This is a genomic window from Knoellia sp. AC549, from assembly GCF_979258975.1.
Window position 1 is genome coordinate 1,392,387 of the sequence record NZ_OZ409890.1, and the last position, 19,809, is coordinate 1,412,195.

Consider the following 19,809-nt stretch of genomic DNA (forward strand, 5'->3'; position numbering starts at 1 on the left):
CACGTGTCGACCATGCTTCGGGATGGCGGCGGGTGTGGGATTTGAACCCACGAGAGCTCTCACTCTGGTCGCTTTCAAGGCGACTGCACTAGGCCACTATGCGAACCCGCCGGGCACACCGGCGGAACCGGTGACCGACAGACAGGGTATGCCGTGAGCACCCCTGACGCGGAACCCGGACTCGCGCTCCCGGCAGGTAGGGTCGTGGAGCCTGAACGGAAGGGACACCCCCATGCCCAAGTTGAGCTTCATCGTCGGCCTCACCGCCGGCTACGTCCTCGGCGCTCGCGCCGGCAAGCAGCGCTATGCCCAGATCAAGAAGGTCTCGGGCAAGGTCTGGCAGAGCCAGCCGGTCCAGAAGCAGGTCGCCCACGCCAAGGAGAGCGCCCGCACCAAGGCCGCACCCGTCGTCGCCGACTTCGTGGCGGACGCCGCCAGGGCGACGAGCGAGAAGCTGCGCGCCACCAGGACGATCCCGTCCCAGGTCAGCGACCGGCGCGACCCTGCGACCGGCGGCGACCCGTGGGTGGCGTCAGCCGCCCGGCGAGGCGACGACCCGTGGGCTGACGCCACGCGTCGCTGACGCGAGCGGACCCGCGGCTGCAGCCGCAGGCGCACTCGCGGCCGCACCGGACCCGGCCCGCACGCCGCCGGCACCGAGCAGCACCAGTGCCGGGACCGAGCCGGGCATCGCGAGGTCGGCGAGCAGCACCGCGGTGCCTGCCACGCCGGTGAGCAGTGAGACGTCCCCGTCGGCGCCCCGCAGCCCGGACGGCCAGTCGCCCGGGTCGACCGGGGCGGCTGAGACGAAGGCAGCCGCGGCAGCCATGGCCTGGGCGCGATGCTCGGGCACGTCGAAGACGTCCGCCGCCAGCGACACGACGCCTGCCGGCCCGCCGGCTCCGTGGCAGAGGGTCCAGCCCCCGGCCACCGCCTCGGCGCCGTGGACGACTGCCTGCTCGGCCGCGTCACTCATGGCCCTGCCGCACCGTTGCACGGCCAGCTCGGCCTCGGCCCGGGTCGTGTCCAGTGACCACGGCAGCTCGAGGCCGTCCGCAGCAAGCTCGAGCAGGCGCAACCTGACGGCGCCCGCTCCCGCGGCCCCGTGGCACCAGAGGTCGGGCCAGGTGACGTCCCCCTCGCGCAGGTCCGGCCAGCCTCCCCGGGCCGGGTCCGACCACGTCGACTCCCACGCCAGTGCCTCGTCGGCGAGCTCGAGAGCAGCGGACGCGAGACTCGGCCACACGGCGGCTGCCTCGGCCAGCGCCCAGGCCACACCAGAGGCGCCATGAGCCAGCCCGCACAGGGGGCGGGCAGCATCGCCTTCGAGCCGGTGGTCGGGCCAGCTGCGGCCCCAGACCTCGGCCCGGGAGCGATCCCGGAGCTCGGCGACGATCCGGGCCGCGTGGTCCTCGCGACGTCGGTTCTGCGCCAGCGAGAGGAGGATGCCCGCGAGCCCGTCGGTGAGGTCGCTGCCGTCCGACCACCCCTGGGTGCTGCCCCGGCCGTCGCGCCCCAGCAGGTCGACCCCGGCCTCCCCCACGAGCAGGCCGGCCGGCGTATCCGTGCCGGTCGGGCGGGTCTGCAGGAGTGCAGCGACACCCGAGGCGGCCAGCTCGGCAGCGTCGGGGCGGTGAAGGGCGGTGCCGAGGCGGGTCAGTGCCCACACCACCCCGGCATCGCCGTCATAGAGGGAGCGTCGGCCCGCGACGACTCCCAGGGGGCCGTCAGGACCCATCTCCCACATCGGCCACGTCGGCCTGTCGGACTCGTCGATGATCGCCGTCCGCACGAGCAGGTCGACGCACCGGTGGGCGGCGTCGAGGACGCGCGCGCGGTGATCGGTCAGCTCATCGGCTCCCTCGTCGTTCCGGAGCTTCCGACGGGTCGGCGCGAACCATCTCCACTTCGACCTCCACGTCGGTGCCGGCGGTGCTCACGAGTTCGCTCCCACCAAAACCGGTGTTCGGTGCGGAGCCCCTGTCTGGATGCCTCGACGACCGAACTCGCGCGCGACCACCTCGAGCCAGACCTCGTCGGTCACCCGCGCCTCCCCTCTCGCCGCCTCCCCCAGCCGCTCGTATGCCGCTGCGATGGCTGCGCACCGCACCTCACCAAAGCTCTCTCCCGTTCCCGGATCCTGCGCCCAGCCGACCCCGTCGCCCAGGCGTTCGGTGAGGGGTGGGGGGTCACCCGCCGTCAGGCCGGCGCAGGCCTCGGCCACGACGTCACGCAACCGCTCCCCCTGTGCGCCGGCGAGGTAGGCGACGCACGCGTCGGGTCGCTGGAGCTCCTCCGGCGTGAGCCCCACCTTGAGCAGCCACTCGCCCGTGTCCGCGAGTGCCGACGTCACGGCGTGCACGACCTGCGCCACGGCGCCGGGACCCGGCCTCAGATAGACGCGCACCAGAGGGCCGGGGAGCGCCTGCGGGTCCCAGTCACTCCCCCACGTCCGCCACCACCCCTCTTGGGTCATGGCCCCGTGGCGAGCGAGCGCGCGCACACGGTCGCCCACGACCGGGGGGAAGCCCGGACGCCCGTGCGTCGTGACGTACTCGCCCCGACAGAGGGCACGCCGACCGCGCGGAGTAGCCACGACGACGACCCCGGCGATGCCCGTCGCCACGACCTCGGACTCCTCGACCGCCCAGCGCGCCGCCGCCCCGTGGGCGGCACGCGCCGTGCCGGAGACCGGAGCGTCCCAGCGACGTTGCGGAACTGCGTGAGGTGCGCGGACGGCATACCAGTGCCGGTAGAGGTGCTCGGCGGGCGCGACCACTCCGGCAGAGCCGCGCAGGACGTCGTATGCCGCGCAGACCTGGTCGGCGTGCTCAGGTCGCCACCCGCTCATGTCCTCACCTCGTCGGCCGCTGTCGTGGCACGAGCCAGGAGGCGCGCGACGTCCGCGGCACCGTCCTCGCCGTGGGTGAGGGCCACCTGCCAGGCCGTGAGCAGGGCTCGCACGCATCTCCACGGCGGAGTGAGGGACGCCGGCCCGCACGCCGCCCAGTAGGCCTCGAGGCAGAGGGCCGCGAGGTCGAGCCCTTGGTGCGACAGGTCGGCGAGCATCGCCGCAGCCGAGGCGAGATCGTGCTCAGGACAACCCTTCCCACCGAGCTCGAAGTCGATGAGACCGATCCGGACCTCACCCGAGGGCGAGGTCTGGACGATGACGTTGCCCGCTGACACGTCGCCGTGGACGAGGTGCGTGGGGTGCCATTGGGCGCGCGCCACATCGAGGGCGTGGCGGATGACGGGGTCGGTGAGGCGGTCGAGGATCGGTCGGGTGTCGGCCCGCTCCCGGCCCCCTTGCATGGAGGGCGGGAGCCCCTCGCGCAACGGCCAGGGGGGTGGAGCCTCGGGCAGCTCGGTGCCGGTGACCGGGAAGCGGTGGAGGCGGGCGAGGACCCGCCCCAGGTCGATCGCCACCGGACGCAGGACCGCGTCACCACCCAGGACGCCCAGCTCGCTCCCGGGCAGCGCGGTTATCCACACCGACCCCGATCCCCCCTGAAGGACCGGGGCCGGCGCGAGTCGAAGGGGGGCGATCGCCCCCAGGATGGCGGCCTCGACGCCGACGGTGTCGTCACCGTCGAGACGAGCCGCCGCCCCTGCCTGCTTGACGTAGCCCACCGCCACCCCGGCACGTTCGATGACGTGGACGGGGTTGCTGCGCGACACGGCGCGCACGCGGACGAGTCCGGTGTGGACGTCCGCCGCGGGCACGAGCCCGTGACGCACGGCCGCACCGAGCAGGCTGGGGGCGGAGGTCATGGTCAGGCACCGCCCGGTGTGCCGGAGGTGCCGTCGTCGTCGAGGGCGTCGACAGCGTCGACCTCCTCCAGCGCGGCGAGGTAGCCGCTCCAGAAGGCGTCGTCGGCAGCGGACTCGATCTCCTCCGCCGAGGCACCGTAGGCGCCCTGTCCACCTCCGCGGACCCACTCGTCGATCGACGGCCGCTCCCACTCGCCACCGCACGCCCGGGTCGGGAGGGGGCAGCTGAAGCGCGTGACCTGCAGGTCGCAGACCGGGATGCGGGTGACGTCACACGTCGAGGGGCGAGTGACGATGTCGCACAGCGGAGTTCGCGTCAGCAGAGTCGGGCAGAGCGCGGGGATCCGGGTCTTGATCGTCGGACACGTGATCGAGGGGCGCGTCTTGAGACAGATGCTGATGCGCGACTTGTGGCAGATGCTGAACGGGCGGGTGACCAGTGTCGTCGGCACCAGCAGGTCCACGGCGAGCTCGTCGAGGACGGCCTGGATCGGGTTCGCAAAGGTCATCGACCCGTTGGTCGCACCTGCGAAGAGCAGACCGACGACGTTGCGCGAGCCATCGAGGATCACCGAGCCCGAGTCACCGGAGTTCGAGAACCTCGGGTTGCGCGCGGTGTCGGTGTCGATGCGGATCTGGTGTCGCAACGTGCGCGAACCCACGTCGCTCCCGTAGTTCACGGTGACCGTGAAGTCGGTCGACGCGACGGTGCCGAAGGTGTGCTCGGTGGTCCGACCGCGCTTCTGCACGGCCATGCCGACGGTGGCGGGCGTACTGCCCGCGACGTCACCGACGCCGGTGACGGTGGCCGTCCACGGCTCGGCCGCGTCGACGGTGATGACCGCGCCATCGATGTTGTCCGACAGGGCTGCCCGGGTCAGCGAGCCGAACTCGCCGGTCGGCGCCCCACCATCCACGAGCGACGGCTGGACTTGCCGGTCTCCCACGCTCCACGTGTTGTTGACGCACGCGACGTGGAAGTTCGTCAGCGCCATCGTCGCTCCGGTCGCGCGGTCGCGAACCATCGCGCCGAGCGTGCCGACGAAGACGTAGTTGCCGGGGGCTGGCACGTCCGGCGGCGACAGGAAGACGCTGCGTCGTGGCCCGATGCTGATGCCTCCGGCGAGGGTCGGGTAGTCGGCCGGGTCGACGAACAGCTCCGTGTCGTCGAGCTGGCGGTAGGCCGGCTGCAGCTCGATGACGAGCTCCTGGACGTCGGTCTTGATGCCGTCGATCTCCGCGGGGATGGCGGCACCCTTCGACAGCTTGGACTTGGGCTTCTTCTCCTCGACGAAGACGACGATGCTCAGCTCGCCGGTCTTCTCTCCGTCCTTCTCCTTCTCGGCGATGTCGACGGCGACGACGCCGGGCTTGGCGATGAGCTCGTCCTCGACGGACTCCTTGACCGGCCTGATGGCGGCGCGCTGCGCGGCCTGTTCGTGCTGTGTTGCCATGGCGTGCTCCTTGGGTGATGCGGGGCCGCCCCTGCGCGGCCCCGACATCCCAGAAGGAGGGCGTCGACGACGCCCAGATACATCCGGTCCCGGACTCGATTCCACGAGGAGGACATCCTCGAGTGATGTATCTGGGCGGCGCCTCGCGACTCTTCCCCTGTGACCCGCCAATCCCTACGCTGAGTCGACGGCATCAGCCGCCGGGGTTCAGCAGCGAGCTCACGGAGCACCCATATGAAGCACGACAACGGTCGCGGCCAGACATCACGGCGCCTCCCGCCCCTGGTCATTCCTGACACTGCTGTGCGACGTCTACGGGCGCGGGTCCTCGACCCGACCACCGCGACAAGGGTCACCGGCGACTCGGTCCCCGACCCCACGGCATACGTCGGAGATGTTCTGCTCGTCCCGGGCGTGGTGGGACGTTCCGCCGACCGCACGATCGGCACGCTCGAGGCTGCTGCCAAGGCTCTTGGGTATGCCGTTGTCCCCCAGGACGACCCGTCCCTCGCCTTCGCGAGGCAGAACGACCTGCTCGACACGCTCGACAAGGTCGGGCACACCGTCGTGCGACTCGTCCCGTTCGACGAGGGCGACCAGGCCCGTCGGGTCGCTGCTGCGCCGGTCGATGCGTGGGAGGTCCTTCAGGCCGCCCGGGCTTCGGACCAGGGCGCGGTGGCCGGCATCGGGCTCGCCCATGTGATGACGGCCAGCGGCTGGGGTCAGGGCATCGGCTGGGGGCAGGGCATCGGCTGGGGGCAAGGCATCGGCTGGGGGCAAGGCATCGGCTGGGGGCAAGGCATCGGCTGGGGACAGGGCATCGGCGGAGGGCCGAGCGATCGCTTTCCCGTCGTCTGGTCGGCCCCGGCTCCCGCGCGCCGGGGGGACGGCCCGGTGGTCGCCATCCTCGACACCGGTCTGGGAGAGCACGACTGGTTCGTCGAGGGCGACGGTGCCGAGCGCCTCCCCGGCCCGGCTGGGATGCCGCCCGAGGACGACGGGGTGACGATCGACCTGGTCAACGGGCAGCTCGACCCCCTTGCTGGTCACGGGACCTTCATCGCCGGTGTGGTGCGCCAGCACTGCCCTGATGCCACGATTGTCTCGGTGCCGGTGATGTGGGGCGATGGAGTTGCCGACGAGGTCGACGTCCTCTCGGCCCTCACCTCCCTCTACCTGCGTCAAGCCCTGGCGTTGCGGTCGGGAGGCACGCCGACCCCCGCCATCGACGTCATCACCCTGTCGCTGGGATACCGCCATGAGACACCCGGTGCCTTCGACGACGAGGAGGCACTGTTCCGGCTGCTTCGAGGGCTCGCCGAGCTCGGTGTGACGATCGTGGCGGCGGTCGGGAACGACGCCAGTGACGTCGAGTTCTATCCCGCGGCCTACGCCGCCGAGATCACGACCGGCGCACCCATGGTGAGCGTCGGCGCCCTCAACCCCGACCGCCGCACCGTGTCCATCTACTCCAACACGGGGACGTGGGTGCAGACCTATGCCGCGGCAACGTCCGTGGTGAGCACGATGCCGACGACGTTCAACGCCTCCCGCCGGAGCGAGCTGCTGAAGCAGGCGAACCCCACGGCCATGCCCTCCGTGCCCACGCGAGGCGCCGCCGACTCGGACGACTACAGCGGTGGCTTCGGGCTGTGGAGCGGCACGTCATTCGCCGCTCCGGCGCTCGCCGGGGACATCGCGCGGCGACTCGGGACGGACCGGTCGGCCACGATCGACACCCGCAGCTCGAGGGCGCGCGATGCCGTCAAGGCAACCCTCGCCGAGGCCGCCAAGGCCCTGGAGGAGCAGAAGTGAACGCGGGCAGGGTCGAGCGGACCGATCGCGCCGGGCACCCGGGCCCCGGCCTGGCAGCGACCGCAGCCGCGGCCTTCTCGTCGCACCGCGCCGGCGACTCGAGCGCCATGGCTGGCCTGGTCGACACGGTGACACCGCTTCTCTGGCACACCGCCCGATCGCAGGGTGCAGATGCCGCCACCGCTGAGGACGTGGTCCAGACCACGTGGCTCCGCCTCATCGAGCACACCAACGACATCAGCGACCCGCAGGCCGTGCTCCAGTGGCTGCTCATGACCACGAAGCGTGAGGCCTGGAGTGCGGTCCGGCGGGGGCGCCGGACGGTTCCACAGGAGCCGTGGGACGAGTCACCGGCCTCTGACCCGACCTCCCCTACGCCGGTGGTCGACCCGGCGCTGGCCACCGAGGACGCCGAGTCGGCCAGGGTGGTGTGGCGGCACGTCCAGACCCTGCCCGAGCGCTGCCAGCAGCTGCTCCGCCTCGTGGCCTTCGTCGAGCGTCCCGACTATGCAGTCGTGAGTGTCGCGCTGGGCATCCCCGTCGGAAGCATCGGACCCACGCGTGGTCGGTGCCTCGCCAAGCTGCGAATGGCCCTCATGTCCGACCCGTCGTGGGAGGTGACGGCATGAACGCTGCCGACGACCACGAGGATGCCTTGGCCGACCAGCCCCTCGACCCCACCGACGAGCGCACCCTCCGGCTGGTCCGGACCCACCTCGAGCTCGCGGACCCCGTGCCGGCCGACCTCACCGAGCGGGTGAAGTTCGCCATGACGGTCGCCAGCCTCGAGGCTGAGGTCGCCCACCTCATGGACGAGACCGCGCTGGCGGGCGCCAACCGCACCACCGAGTACGACCGTGCCTCCACGGTCACGTTCGAGAGCGAGGGTCTGAGCATCATGGTGACCCTCGAGCCGGCGGGGTCCGACCTCTCCAGGGTGCGCGGGTGGGTGACCGCGCCCGGAGCCGAGGTCGAGCTTCGCGAGCGCTCCCGCACTCAGGAGGCGACGGCCGACGACGAAGGACGCTTCGTCTTCGAGCGGGTCGAGCGCGGCACCGTGCACCTCGTGATCCGGCGAGCTCACGAGCCGGGCACCCGTCCGGTCATCACGCCCGGGATAGAGATCTGAGAGGAGGCCCTCCACGACACTGGAGGCGGCTCGCGAGCTTCACGCCCGGGGCCGGTCGGAGAACACGGCCGGTCACTACCGGCGGGCAGACGCTGCCCTGAAGAAGGCGCTGGCGGTACTGGACGGACCAGGATCGGCGAGGCTGGACCCTGCCGAGCTGCTCCGCCTGCGCGCCCGGATCCACATCACCCGAGCAGTGGCCCGTTTTGGCATCGACGGGCCCGACGCCGGGTTGCGGGTTCTCGACGAGGTCCACGTGATGGTCGCGGGCAAGGCTCCACCGCTGCTGGGGGCCCAGGCTCACCTCCAGGCCGGCGCGATCAACGTCATGTCGTCGAACTGGCGTGAAGCGCTCTCCGAGCTCGCACACGTCGAGCCTCACCTCGCTGAGCTCGTCCCGCCCGAGCGGTGCGCGGCCCTGATCAACCGGGGGCTGGCCCACATGTCCCTGCACCACCTCGACGTCGGTCAGAGAGATCTCGAGGCGGCCCTGGAGCTGGCAGTGGCTCACTCCCTGCGCGCCGAGGAGTTCAAGGCTCGGCACAACCTCGGCTGCCTCGCCTACCTCGCCGGCGACATTCCCGGCGCGCTGCGTCTCATTGGTGAAGCCGCCGCGATGGATGTCGGCATGACGAACGCCCGCGGACACCTTGACCACGGCAAGGTGCTGCTGGATGCCGGGCTCGTCGACGAGGCCGAGGAGGTGCTCAACCGCGGTCTGGACGCCGCACGCCACGACCAGCAACCCGTCGAACGAGGCGAGATCCAGCTCGACCTCGCCCGCGCAGCGCTGCTCCGCGGCGACCCTGCCGAGGCACGGGTCCGGGCCGGACGAGCGGCCCGGACCTTTCGGACACTGCGGGCCACGAGCCGGGCCGAGGAGGTCGAGCTCTTCGGTGCCGCCGTCGACCTCGGCGTCGGACGGCGCCTGGCCCGGGCCGCCCAGGTCGCCTCCAGGTGGGATACCTCGACACCCGTGCTTCCGACCGAGCGCCTGGCGACACGCATCAAGGTCGAGGTGGCCCTGGCCCGACACGACCTCGACACGGCCCACGTGGAGCTCGCCCGTCTCGACAACGACCGGCCGTTGGCCCTCGGTGTCCTTCTCCACGAGCACCTGTTGGCCTCACGGCTCGCCGCCGCGGAGGGCGACGGCGCTCGCGCGACCGAGATCCTGCGGACGGCAGCGGCGCGACTCGCACACGACCAGGGCCATGTCCACAGCCTCGAGGTCCGCGCAGGTCTCGCCTTCCACGCGGCCCGGATCCGGGACGCCGACGTCGGACTGGCCACGGACACGGGATCACCCGAGGAGCTCTTCGAGAGTGTCGAGCGGTGGCGTGCCGCCTCGCACCGAACGACCCCACTGCGACCGCCCGAGGACCCCGAGACAGCCGAGCTCGTCACGCGACTTCGCAGGGTGCGCCACCTCGCGAGAGGTGACGGGAGAACCAGTCCCCAGGCGGAGGTGGCCCAGCTCCAGGGGGCGATCACCGCCCGTCTACGAAGTGTTCGCGGTGACCGGGTCAACGACGAGCTCCGACCAGCAACCGCAGCCCTGGCGCTGGCGGCTGCCTCCGAGCGCGCCGCCACGATCGTGGCGTTCCACGAGATCCGGGGGACGGTGGTGCGACTGGTCCTCGACAAGTCGGGGATCCGTCAGAGCGTTCTGGGCTCTCTGCAGGGCATCTCCGTCGCCGCGGCTCGGACGACGGCTGACGGTCGCGCCGCCTCGGTGGCGCGACCCTCCATGGTCGCCTTCCTGGCGCAGGCTCGCGCTCGGTCGCTGAACGACGTCGACGCGATGCTGCTCGGTGGGCTCGAGCCGTCAGGGACGGTCGTCGTCGTGCCGACCGTGGCTCTTGCCTCTCTTCCGTGGAGGGCCATGCCTTCGCTCGCCGACCATCCCGTCGTCGCTGCCCCGTCCGTGACTTCTTGGCTGCGCAGGGCCACGGTCGCGACCCACCGACCGTCCGTCGTCGCGCTGGCCGGCCCGGGGCTTCCCCGGGCACAGGAGGAGGGGCAGGCCGTCGAGAAGGTGTGGGAACGGCATACCGGATCGCCCAGGCCGACCACGACGAGCGGGTATGCCGAAAGTGGAGACGTACGCACTGCGCTCGCCTCCGCGTCTGTCGTGCACCTTGCGGCCCACGGGCACCACGTCGACCAGAGCCCGCTCTTCTCGAGCCTCGACATGGCGGACGGGCCGGTCTTCGCGCACGAGCTGTCGGCCCCACTCGCAGCGGAGCTCGTCATCCTGTCGGCCTGCGATGTCGGGCGCAGCCGCGGGCGGGTGGGCGACGAGCCCCTAGGACTCGCCGCGGCCCTGCTCAGTCTGGGGGTGCAGAGCGTCGTCGCCGCCACCAACCCCGTGCACGACGATGTCGCGGCAGGGTCGATGGCTGACCTGCACCAGCGGTTGGCATCGGGCACGGACGTGGCTTCGGCCCTGCAGCAGACCTCGGCGGTCGTGCCCGGGGCAGAGGCGTTCTGCGTCTACGGCAACACCTGGTCCGTGGCGATCTCACCCAATTCCCCCGAATCCTCCCGATCGGGTGCGGGGATTTCGGGGGAATTGGGTGAGAAACGCACGCGTGTCAGATGAAGAGGGCCGGCTCGCCGAAGAGCGCCTCGTAGGGGTCCTCGCCGGGGTGTCCCGGATATCGCACCGTGGCGGGGATGCCCGTGGCGATCGCGCCATCCGGGATGTCCTTGACAACAACCGAGTTGGCGCCGATCTGCACGTCGTCGCCGACGTCGATGGGGCCGAGGATGCGAGCGCCGGCACCGATCGTCACGCGACTGCCGACGGTGGGGTGTCGCTTGACCTTGGCCAGGGAACGACCACCCAGCGTCACCCCGTGATAGAGCATCACGTCGTCGCCGACCTCTGCCGTCTCGCCGATGACCACGCCCATCCCGTGGTCGATGAAGAAGCGTCTGCCGATCGTGGCGCCGGGGTGGATCTCGACGCCCGTGACCGCCCGGGTCACCGTCGAGAGGGTGCGCGCCACCGGCTTGAGGTGCTCACGCTTCCACAGCTTGTGGGCCAGCCGGTATGACCAGATGGCGTGCAGCCCGGGGGAGTTCAGCACGAGGTCCGTGCGCGAGGCGGCCGCCGGGTCGCGGGCGACCGCCGAGTCGACGTCCTCGCGAACGCTCGCGGCGGCCCGCCGGACGCGGGACCGCAGGCGAGCGAACGGCATACTCGAAAGTCGCGGAAGCTGCAGTCAACGAGTCCCTCGAAGAGGATGGTCGAGAGATAGCGTTCACCGAAGCTCGGGATGATGACGACGATCGTCTTGCCGGCGTTCTCGGGGCGGGTCGCGACCTGGTTGGCGGCGGCGAGGGCGGCGCCGGAGGAGATGCCGACGAGCAGGCCCTCCTGAGTGGCGGCCTTGCGAGCCCACTCGACCGACGTCGCCGCGTTGATGTCGATGACCTCGTCGTAGATGTCGGTGTCGAGGATCTCGGGCACGAAGTTGGCGCCGATGCCCTGGATCTTGTGCGGGCCGGGAGCGCCGCCGTTGAGGATCGCGGACTCCTCGGGCTCGACCGCGATGATCGTGACCTCGGGCTTGCGCTCCTTGAGCACCTGTCCGACGCCGGTGATGGTGCCGCCGGTGCCGATGCCGGCGATGAGGATGTCGATCTTGCCGTCGGTGTCGCGCCAGATCTCCTCGGCCGTCGTCTTGCGGTGGATCGCCGGGTTGGCCTCGTTGGCGAACTGGCGGGCGAGGACGGCCCCCTCGCGCTCGGCCACGATCTCCTCGGCCTTGGCGACGGCGCCCTTCATGCCCAGGGCCGGGTCGGTGAGGATGAGCTCGGCGCCATAGGCGCGCAGGAGCGCGCGGCGCTCCTTGGACATCGACTCGGGCATCGCGAGGACGACCTTGTAGCCCCGGGCCGAGCCGACCATCGCCAGGGCGATGCCGGTGTTGCCCGACGTGGCCTCGACGATCGTGCCGCCGGCAGGCAGCTCGCCCGACGCCTCGGCCGCGTCGACGATGGCCACACCGATGCGGTCCTTGACCGAGCTGGCGGGGCTGTAGAACTCGAGCTTCGCCGCGACGGTCGTGCCCTCGGCGGCCTCGATGATCCGGTTGATCCGCACGAGCGGGGTGTTGCCGACAGCCTGGGTGACGTCGTCGAGGATGGGCATGACTTCTCCGTGTCGTTCGGGGTGGACGCCGCCCGGTCCGGGCCGCACTTATGTCTATTCAAACATTCAGTTATCCATTGGCACAACCAGTCGGCCGAACCCACGTCTGACGTCCACTCACCCCAAGTGGGGTGGTCCCGGGGCGGCGCAGACCCTAGCGTCGGTAGGAGCCGAGAGCCCCGCCCCACGACCCGTTGCCGAGGAGAGACATGCGTATCGGATACACGCTCATGACCGAGCAGAGCGGACCCAAGGACCTGGTGAGGTATGCCGTGGCAGCCGAGGAGGTCGGCTTCGACTTCGAGGTGATGAGCGACCACTACTCACCGTGGCTGAGCGCCCAGGGCCACTCCCCCTATGCATGGAGCGTGCTCGGTGCGGTCGCCCACGCCACGGAGCGGGTCGACCTCATGACCTACGTGACCTGCCCGTCCATCCGCTACCACCCGGCCGTCGTCGCGCAGAAGGCGGCGACGGTGCAGCTGCTCGCCGACGGCCGGTTCACCCTCGGCCTCGGCAGCGGCGAGAACCTCAACGAGCACGTCGTCGGGCAGCGCTGGCCTGCCTACGCGACTCGCCAGGACCTGTTCCACGAGGCGATCGAGGTCATCCGTGCACTGCACACCGGCGAGCTCGTCGACCACCACGGCGAGCACTTCCGGGTGGAGTCGGCCCGCATCTGGGACCTTCCCGAGGGTGGCGTGCCCCTGGCCGTGGCCGTGAGCGGCGAGGAGTCGATCGGCCGGTTCGCCCCGCTCGCCGACCACCTCGTCGCCGTCGAGCCCGACCCCGAGATCGTCGCCACGTGGAATGCCGTCGAGGGTGCGCCACGGATCGGTGGCAGCGGGGCGCAGGCGGCTCGGGCGATCGGCCAGATCCCGATCTCGTGGGACCCCGACAAGGACGCCGCCGTCGAGCGCGCCCACGACCAGTTCCGTTGGTTCGGCGGCGGTTGGGCCGTCAACGCCGACCTGCCGACGACGGCCGGCTTCGCGGGAGCGTCGCAGTTCGTGCGGCCCGAGGACGTCGCCGCGTCGATCCCCTGCGGTCCCGACCTCGACGCCATCGCCGAGGCCGTGGGCAAGTTCGACGAGGCCGGGTTCACGGACGTCGCGATCGTCCAGGTCGGCGGCGAGACGCAGGACAGCTTCCTGGCCGAGGCCGCCGCGCCGCTCCTCGAGCGACTGCGCGCCTGAAGCCTCTGCTCGCCCTGGAACGGACCGCTAGCGTTCGGGGCATGCCTCCCGCCTTCTCGACCCAGACCACCGACGCCCTCCACCGGATGGCTCTCGACAAGCAGGTCGCGGACCGCATCCCGGGGCTGGTGGCGGGGGTGGCACGCCAGGGCAGCCTGGACTGGTGGACCGGGATCGGTTGTGCGACAGTCGATCGGCCCGATGACGCCCCGGACACCGACACCCAGTTCGCCATCGCATCGATCACCAAGACCTTCGTCGCCGTGGTCGTCATGGCGTTGCGCGACGAGGGTCGGCTCACCCTCGACGACACCGTCGACACCCTCCTGAGCGGTTCGGCACACGGCGGGGTGACCGTGAGGCAGCTGCTCGCGCACACCACGGGCATGCAGCGCGAGCCGGTCGGCGACATCTGGGACACGCTCGCCTTCCCCGAGCGTGACGCCCTCGTGTCCGGCTGGGACGAGGCCGCACGCGTCGGTCGCCCGCACGACCGCTTCCACTACAGCAACCTCGGCTTCGCGATCCTCGGAGAAATCATCACCCGGCTCGACGGCGGCGACTGGTTCGCGAGCATCCAGCGCCGCATCCTCGACCCGCTGGGCATGACCCGCACGACGTTGGGCCTGAGCCGGCCGCACGCGACCGGCTACTTCGTGCCGCCGTTCACCGACGTCCCCGTCGAGGAGCCGGCGCTTGACCTGCTGGCAGCCGCGCCGGCCGGTGGCATGGCCTCGACCCTCGCGGACCTGGCTCGCTGGGGCGGCTTCCTCGCCGAACCGACCCCGGAGGTGCTCCACCCGGACACGCTCGAGGAGATGTGCCAGCCCCAGGTCGTCGTCGACCTCGAGGGCTGGACCCACACTCACGGTCTCGGGCTGATGCTGCTGCGGGAGCAGGGCCGCACCTGGGTGGGTCACACGGGGGGCTTCCCGGGCTTCATCACCGGCATGATGGTCCACCGCGACTCGGGCACTGCCGGCCTGGTCCTGACCAACGCGACGCACGCCACCGCCCCCGGCAAGCTTTGCCGCACAGCTCGGTTCGTATGCCGTGGAGCACGAGCCTGCGCCACCTGCCGCGTGGCGGCCGGGAACCCTTGTCCCGGAGGAGCTCTCACCGTTGCTGGGGCGCTGGTACTCCGAGGGGCGCGCCTTCGTCTTCACCGTGCGGGAGGGCCGGCTCGAGGTCCGCGCCGAGGCCACGCCGGATGCCCCACCCTCCCTGTTCGAGCACGTCGTCGACGACACCTGGCGCACGACCTCCGGGCGCGAGCGCGGAGAGCTGCTTCGCCTGCGTCGTGACGAGCAGGGGCAGGTGACGCGGCTCAACTGGGCGACCTACCTGTTCACCCGCGAGCCCTATGCCTTCGGCGAGTGGCTCGCGCAGCCGTGACGGCGCTGGAAGTCGGCGGTCCCACGCAGGACCAGCGGACGAGGTGGTGGCACAGGCCGGGCCCACCAGATCAGAGATCGCGCCTTCGCTGTGTCCTGGGCGGACTGCTTGGCCTGCGCCGCAGCAACGTCACGATGCTCTGCAGCTACCTGCACCATCTCGGACAACCGCTCACTGAGCTCGACAACCGCATCGAGCGTCTTCTGAGGGGTCTCGTCGGGCTCAAACTCAATGTCCTCGAGGTTGAGATGCGGGTTTCCGTCCCGGGGGGCGGATCCTCATCCATGGACTCCATCGTCGCAGGATCACCCCTTCGTAGAGGTCTCAGATGGGGTCCGTTGACGAGGACCGGCTGGCCGGTGCCGCGCAGCTCCTGGACCAGAACCCGTGCCGTCGAGGACTTGCCCGACTTGCGGTGGCCGGCGTGATGTAGTCCTTCTCGCCGTTGGGTGCCAGGCCTCGGGGGCCCGAATGGGCGGTTTCTCGGCAACCTTCCGGTTGAGCCATGGGAACGACTACTGCCCCGTACCGTCGAGGGAGCACGGACGGGGACGGGGAACTTGGGCATGAAGCCAATGACAGGTCGGCAGCGTTTGTTGTACCTCGCGCGGGCGAAGAAGAAGTTGAGGGACGCGCGAGCGCTTCTCGCGCGACTCGCTCAGGACGGCGACGGGCCCGAGGCGGAAGAGGCGCGGCTGCTACTGGCCCCGTTGGAGCCGATGGACCTTCGAGCAGGTTCTGAGATGGTCTAGGCCGCCTTCTCCGCAGCGTGGCGTCCGCTGCTCGTTCCAGCCTCATCGGGGTGGACTGGACACCCGAATGATGTCTCGCTGACGATGTCTCGCTGACGATCGTCGAACGAGACGCAGAAACTCAGGCGGACGGCGAGAACCTGGACTGCCGTGAAGCAGTCTCATATGACACGGCATACGCTGCGATTTCCTGAGGCCAACGGCTCTCGGGTGAGTCCTGACACAACCGGTGCGAGAGCGGTCACTGGGCACTATGCGCGCGCTTAGCCGTCGATAGACTCGCGGGCATGTCCGCGCTCCAGATCGTCGCCTCCGCCATCTGCTTCCCGCTGATGCTCGTCGGGTGGGCCCTGCTCTTCCGCCAGATCGGGCGCTTCGTCGCGCTCTACCGTGTCGGACAGGCGGATCCGCGTCGCAGCGACGCACCGCTGGCGCGCTCGTGGACTCTGGCAAAGGAGTTCCTCGGCCACACGCGCATGGCGCGACTGCCCGTCGTGGCCGTGGCCCACTGGTTCACCGCGCTGTCGTTCATGCTGCTGATCGGCACCCTCATCAACGCCTTCGGACAGCTCATCGACCCGTCATGGGTGCTCCCGGTCATCGGGCACTTCCCGCCGTTCGAGTGGATGACCGAGCTCTTCGCGTGGGGTGGCCTTCTTGGGATCATCGCGCTCGTCGTGATCCGTCAGCGTCAGCACCCGCGCTCTGCCGCTGGGGACAGGGGCCGGCGTTCGCGCTTCTTCGGCTCCAACTGGTGGCACGCCTACTACGTCGAGTTCACGATCCTCGGCGTCACGCTCTGCATCCTGACCCTGCGCGTCCTCGAGGCCGCCCTCATCCGGAACGAGAACCCGGCCGAGGGCCTCGCCCTGCACTTCCCGCTCACGGGTTGGCTCGCCGGCATCTTCTCGGGCCTCTCGCTCGAGGGGCTCGAGACGGCCATCGTCATCGTCGCGACGATCAAGATCATCATCTCGTTCGCGTGGATGATCACCATCTCGCTCACCCCGACGATGGGCGTCGCGTGGCACCGGTTCCTCGCGTTCCCCAACATCTGGTTCAAGCGCGAGTCGTCCGGCGCCACCGCCCTGGGCAACCTCAAGCCGATGACGATGGGTGACGGCCAGCCGTTCTCCATGGAGGCGATGGAAGCCGCCTCGGAGAACGAGGACGAGGATGCCCCCGAACCTGTCCTCGGCGTCGGCAAGGTCGAGGACTTCACCTGGAAGGGCCTGCTCGACTTCTCCACCTGCACCGAGTGCGGTCGCTGCCAGTCGCAGTGCCCGGCCTGGAACACCGAGAAGCCGCTCTCCCCCAAGCTGCTCGTCATGGCGCTGCGCGACCACGCCAACGCCAAGTCGCCGTGGCTGCTCGCCTCGGAGGAGGCCCGCGCGTCACTCCCCTCGGCCACGACGGCACTCGCGGAGCTCCCCTCTCATCGGTGAGACCGGCTACGACATCCGCAACCCGCTCGCGGCATACAACCCTCATGGTCCAGACGCCGTCATCGACCAGGACGTGCTGTGGTCGTGCACCACGTGTGGCGCCTGCGTCGAGCAGTGCCCCGTCGACATCGAGCACGTCGACCACATCGTCGACATGCGCCGCTACCAGACGCTCATCGAGTCGGCCTTCCCGTCCGAGCTCGGTGGCCTCTTCAAGAACCTCGAGTCCAAGGGCAACCCGTGGGGCATGGGGTCGCGCGCCCGGCTCGACTGGGCCAAGGACCTGCCGTTCCCGGTGAAGATCCTCGGCAAGGATGTCGAGAGCGCTTCTGAGGTCGACTACCTCTTCTGGGTCGGGTGCGCCGGTGCCTACGAGGACCGCGCGAAGAAGACGACGCGCGCCGTCGCAGAGCTGCTCGACACCGCGGGTGTCTCGTTCGCCGTCCTCGGTGACGGCGAGACGTGCACCGGTGACTCCGCCCGCCGCGCCGGCAACGAGATCCTCTTCTCGATGCTCGCCCAGCAGAACATCGAGACCTTCGGCGAGATGGGCGTCCAGAAGATCGTCGTCACCTGCGCCCACTGCTTCAACACGATCAAGAACGAGTACCCCGACCTCGGCGGCACGTTCGAGGTCGTCCACCACACGCAGCTGCTCAACCGCCTCGTGCGCGACAAGAAGCTCGTCCCTGTGGCCCGTCCCGCCGACGTTCCCGGGATGTCTTCGGCCAAGAACGCCGCCTCGACAGCTGCCACCGTGACCTATCACGACCCCTGCTACCTCGGTCGTCACAACAACGTCTACGCCCCGCCGCGCGAGCTGTTGGGTGCCCTCCCGGGTGTCGAGCTGCGCGAGATGGAGCGCACCAAGGAGAAGTCGTTCTGCTGTGGCGCCGGTGGTGCGCGCATGTGGATGGAGGAGAAGCTCGGCGGTCGGATCAACATGAACCGCACCGAGGAGGCCTTGGCCACCGGTGCCGAGCGGATCGCCATCGGCTGCCCGTTCTGCCGCGTCATGATCTCTGACGGACTGACGGCCAAGCAGTCCGAGGGCGTTGGCGAGGACGTCGAGGTCGTCGACGTGGCGCAGATGCTCTTGGCGGCGGTCCGACGTGGCCAGGAGGACTCGGACTCAGGTTCCGTGGACGAGGAGGCTGCCGCTGCCGTCGCCTCCGAATCTGCTGGGTATGCCGGTCAGCCGGCTTCCGCTCCGACTGCCGGTGCTGCCTCGGCTGGTGCTGCAGCTGGTGCGGGTGGCGCTGCTGCGACTGGCACGGCTGGCACGGGCGAGGCGACGGCTGCGGACACTTCGGCGTCCGCCGCTCAGGCAGACCCTTGGGACGAGCCCGCCACGGTCACCGACACGACCGCAGCGGAAGCTCCGGCACTTTCGGCACCCGCCGCCGAGGCCGACCCCTGGGACGAACCAGCGACACCCGCCGCCGCAGCCCCGGCACCCTCAGCATCCGCCGCCGAGGCCGACCCCTGGGACGAGCCGGACAGCGTTACCGACAAGGCTGCTGCCTCCGAGGGTGAGCCCACGCCCGAGAAGCTCGAGGCCGCCGCCGCAGTCTCGACGGATGATGTCGACCCGTGGGATGAGCCGGCGGGGGCCGCCGGTGCCACGGCTCCCACAGCCACTTCGGATCCGGCGCCCGTGGGCACTGCCGAGCAGGCAGCAACCGCTGCGACTGCGACGGACGACATCGACCCCTGGGACGAGCCCGCCACTGCGACTACGGCAGCACCAGCCGCAGAGACCGACACGGCCCCTGTCGAGGCTGACGCACCCCAGGGAGAGCCGGCTACGCCAGTCGAGTCGCCTGCCACCTCGGCGGCCACTGACGACGTCGACCCCTGGGACGAGCCCGCCACCCCGGCCGCACCGGCAGCCGAGGTCACAGCGGCAGCCACCGACGCCTCGACCCAGGCGCCCGCAACCGAACCGACGGCAGGGGCTGAGGCACCCGCCGCCTCCGCAGCCACTGACGACGTCGACCCCTGGGACGAGCCCGCCACCCCGGCCGCACCGGCAGCCGAGGACACGAGGACGCCCGTCGAAGCTCCGGCCCCCGAGAAGGCGACGCCTGACGAGGATGCGGGGCGGAACGCACCTGACGCTGCGCCGGAGGCTTCGGATGACGACGCGACGTCTGCGTCAATCGAGTCGATCGCGCCCGCTGCGGCTGACGACCTCCTCTCGGCCCCCGACCCGTGGGACGACGCGGACACCTTGTCCGAGCGTTCCTCGGTCACGACCAACGCCGCCACGGAAGCCGCTCACACGGGCGACGAGCCGTCGGCGGAGTCCACGGTCACCACCGACGCAGAGGCTGCTCCCGAGCACGCGAGCGAGGCGGACGACAAGACTGGAGTGGCCGCGGAGGACGCCACCGAACCTGAGGCCGACGCAGTCACCACGACAGCCGATGAGAAACCGGCGTCGCGGGAGTCATCAAACCCGACCAAGCCTTCGAACGCGGACGACCTGCTCAACGCCCCTGACCCCTGGGACTGAACAGGCGCGGTCCACCTGGGGCGCCACCGCCGCATAAGTCGGTGGCGTCCAATGAATTTCTATCCATTTCTGGCCGGGCCTTTTCGGGGTGAAGCGCAACACCCGGGACTGTTGTGACTGACGAGACGGCGAGTATGCAGCCTGGCGAATACCGTTGCAGTGCACGCCG

General features: G+C 70.5%; 13 protein-coding genes, 1 tRNA gene and 2 pseudogenes. 9 read left to right on the forward strand and 7 right to left on the reverse strand.

Annotated elements, in window-relative coordinates; all coding sequences use genetic code 11:
- Positions 1–23: 23 nt before the first annotated feature.
- A tRNA-Ser gene (locus ACZZ98_RS06710) sits at positions 24–111 on the reverse strand.
- Between the two features lie 121 nt (positions 112–232).
- Between ACZZ98_RS06710 and ACZZ98_RS06715 the strand changes: the two genes are divergently transcribed.
- Positions 233–583, forward strand: coding sequence for a protoporphyrinogen oxidase (locus tag ACZZ98_RS06715; RefSeq protein ID WP_463515507.1), 351 nt, complete (start codon positions 233–235; stop codon positions 581–583).
- Here the strand turns inward: ACZZ98_RS06715 and ACZZ98_RS06720 are convergent.
- The 4 genes from ACZZ98_RS06720 to ACZZ98_RS06735 all read right to left on the reverse strand — a co-directional run bounded on the left by ACZZ98_RS06720 (position 533) and on the right by ACZZ98_RS06735 (position 5,228).
- Complete coding sequence (locus ACZZ98_RS06720; RefSeq protein WP_463515508.1) at positions 533–1,792, reverse strand: lanthionine synthetase LanC family protein; 1,260 nt, start codon at positions 1,790–1,792, stop codon at positions 533–535. The two genes, ACZZ98_RS06715 and ACZZ98_RS06720, sit on opposite strands and share 51 nt — an antisense overlap.
- 144 nt (positions 1,793–1,936) lie before the next feature.
- Positions 1,937–2,851, reverse strand: coding sequence for a T3SS effector HopA1 family protein (locus tag ACZZ98_RS06725; RefSeq protein ID WP_463515509.1), 915 nt, complete (start codon positions 2,849–2,851; stop codon positions 1,937–1,939).
- Positions 2,848–3,774: a phosphotransferase family protein gene (locus tag ACZZ98_RS06730; RefSeq protein WP_463515510.1), complete on the reverse strand. Its 927-nt coding sequence runs from the start codon at positions 3,772–3,774 to the stop codon at positions 2,848–2,850. Before ACZZ98_RS06730 ends, ACZZ98_RS06725 begins: the two co-directional genes overlap by 4 nt.
- Positions 3,775–3,776: 2 nt before the next feature.
- Positions 3,777–5,228 (reverse strand): chymotrypsin family serine protease, encoded by a 1,452-nt coding sequence (locus ACZZ98_RS06735; protein ID WP_463515511.1) that lies wholly within the window; start codon positions 5,226–5,228, stop codon positions 3,777–3,779.
- A 234-nt stretch (positions 5,229–5,462) separates the two neighbouring features.
- On the opposite strand from ACZZ98_RS06735, the gene ACZZ98_RS06740 reads away from it, so the two are divergent.
- The 4 genes from ACZZ98_RS06740 (at position 5,463) to ACZZ98_RS06755 (ending at position 10,777) form a co-directional block, all read left to right on the forward strand.
- Positions 5,463–7,043 carry a S8/S53 family peptidase gene (locus ACZZ98_RS06740; RefSeq protein ID WP_463515512.1) on the forward strand — a complete coding sequence of 527 codons (1,581 nt, stop codon included), beginning with the start codon at positions 5,463–5,465 and terminating at the stop codon, positions 7,041–7,043.
- Positions 7,040–7,672 carry an RNA polymerase sigma factor gene (locus tag ACZZ98_RS06745; protein WP_463515513.1) on the forward strand — a complete coding sequence of 211 codons (633 nt, stop codon included), beginning with the start codon at positions 7,040–7,042 and terminating at the stop codon, positions 7,670–7,672. The genes ACZZ98_RS06740 and ACZZ98_RS06745 overlap by 4 nt, the downstream gene beginning before the upstream one ends.
- Positions 7,669–8,172: a hypothetical protein gene (locus ACZZ98_RS06750; protein ID WP_463515514.1), complete on the forward strand. Its 504-nt coding sequence runs from the start codon at positions 7,669–7,671 to the stop codon at positions 8,170–8,172. The genes ACZZ98_RS06745 and ACZZ98_RS06750 overlap by 4 nt, the downstream gene beginning before the upstream one ends.
- A gap of 196 nt (positions 8,173–8,368) precedes the next feature.
- The gene (locus tag ACZZ98_RS06755) at positions 8,369–10,777 is read left to right on the forward strand and encodes a CHAT domain-containing protein (protein ID WP_463515515.1); all 2,409 of its coding nucleotides are present in this window, start codon (positions 8,369–8,371) and stop codon (positions 10,775–10,777) included.
- Here the strand turns inward: ACZZ98_RS06755 and cysE are convergent.
- Together cysE and cysK are read right to left on the reverse strand one after the other, a co-directional pair.
- Positions 10,770–11,378 carry a serine O-acetyltransferase gene (cysE, locus tag ACZZ98_RS06760; protein WP_463515516.1) on the reverse strand — a complete coding sequence of 203 codons (609 nt, stop codon included), beginning with the start codon at positions 11,376–11,378 and terminating at the stop codon, positions 10,770–10,772. The genes ACZZ98_RS06755 and cysE overlap by 8 nt on opposite strands.
- The gene (gene cysK, locus ACZZ98_RS06765) at positions 11,261–12,334 is read right to left on the reverse strand and encodes a cysteine synthase A (RefSeq protein ID WP_463515517.1); all 1,074 of its coding nucleotides are present in this window, start codon (positions 12,332–12,334) and stop codon (positions 11,261–11,263) included. The genes cysE and cysK overlap by 118 nt, the downstream gene beginning before the upstream one ends.
- Before the next feature lie 209 nt (positions 12,335–12,543).
- Between cysK and ACZZ98_RS06770 the strand changes: the two genes are divergently transcribed.
- The 4 genes and pseudogenes from ACZZ98_RS06770 (at position 12,544) to ACZZ98_RS06785 (ending at position 19,640) form a co-directional block, all read left to right on the forward strand.
- Positions 12,544–13,530 (forward strand): TIGR03557 family F420-dependent LLM class oxidoreductase, encoded by a 987-nt coding sequence (locus tag ACZZ98_RS06770; RefSeq protein WP_463515518.1) that lies wholly within the window; start codon positions 12,544–12,546, stop codon positions 13,528–13,530.
- Between the two features lie 86 nt (positions 13,531–13,616).
- A pseudogene (locus tag ACZZ98_RS06775) lies at positions 13,617–14,510 on the forward strand (serine hydrolase domain-containing protein); the annotation flags it as partial.
- 73 nt (positions 14,511–14,583) lie between these two features.
- Positions 14,584–14,925 carry a DUF7586 domain-containing protein gene (locus ACZZ98_RS06780; protein WP_463515519.1) on the forward strand — a complete coding sequence of 114 codons (342 nt, stop codon included), beginning with the start codon at positions 14,584–14,586 and terminating at the stop codon, positions 14,923–14,925.
- Between the two features lie 1,039 nt (positions 14,926–15,964).
- Positions 15,965–19,640, forward strand: a pseudogene (locus tag ACZZ98_RS06785) ((Fe-S)-binding protein).
- Positions 19,641–19,809 lie beyond the last annotated feature (169 nt).

Excerpts from the sequence above, each read along its gene's own strand:
- ACZZ98_RS06770 (WP_463515518.1), top strand. The coding sequence starts at position 12,544 with ATGCGTATCGGATACACGCTCATGACCGAGCAGAGCGGACCCAAGGAC.
- ACZZ98_RS06740 (WP_463515512.1), top strand. The coding sequence starts at position 5,463 with ATGAAGCACGACAACGGTCGCGGCCAGACATCACGGCGCCTCCCGCCC.
- ACZZ98_RS06735 (WP_463515511.1), bottom strand. The coding sequence starts at position 5,228 with ATGGCAACACAGCACGAACAGGCCGCGCAGCGCGCCGCCATCAGGCCG.
- ACZZ98_RS06730 (WP_463515510.1), bottom strand. The coding sequence starts at position 3,774 with ATGACCTCCGCCCCCAGCCTGCTCGGTGCGGCCGTGCGTCACGGGCTC.
- cysE (WP_463515516.1), bottom strand. The coding sequence starts at position 11,378 with ATGCCGTTCGCTCGCCTGCGGTCCCGCGTCCGGCGGGCCGCCGCGAGC.
- cysK (WP_463515517.1), bottom strand. The coding sequence starts at position 12,334 with ATGCCCATCCTCGACGACGTCACCCAGGCTGTCGGCAACACCCCGCTC.
- ACZZ98_RS06750 (WP_463515514.1), top strand. The coding sequence starts at position 7,669 with ATGAACGCTGCCGACGACCACGAGGATGCCTTGGCCGACCAGCCCCTC.
- ACZZ98_RS06715 (WP_463515507.1), top strand. The coding sequence starts at position 233 with ATGCCCAAGTTGAGCTTCATCGTCGGCCTCACCGCCGGCTACGTCCTC.
- ACZZ98_RS06725 (WP_463515509.1), bottom strand. The coding sequence starts at position 2,851 with ATGAGCGGGTGGCGACCTGAGCACGCCGACCAGGTCTGCGCGGCATAC.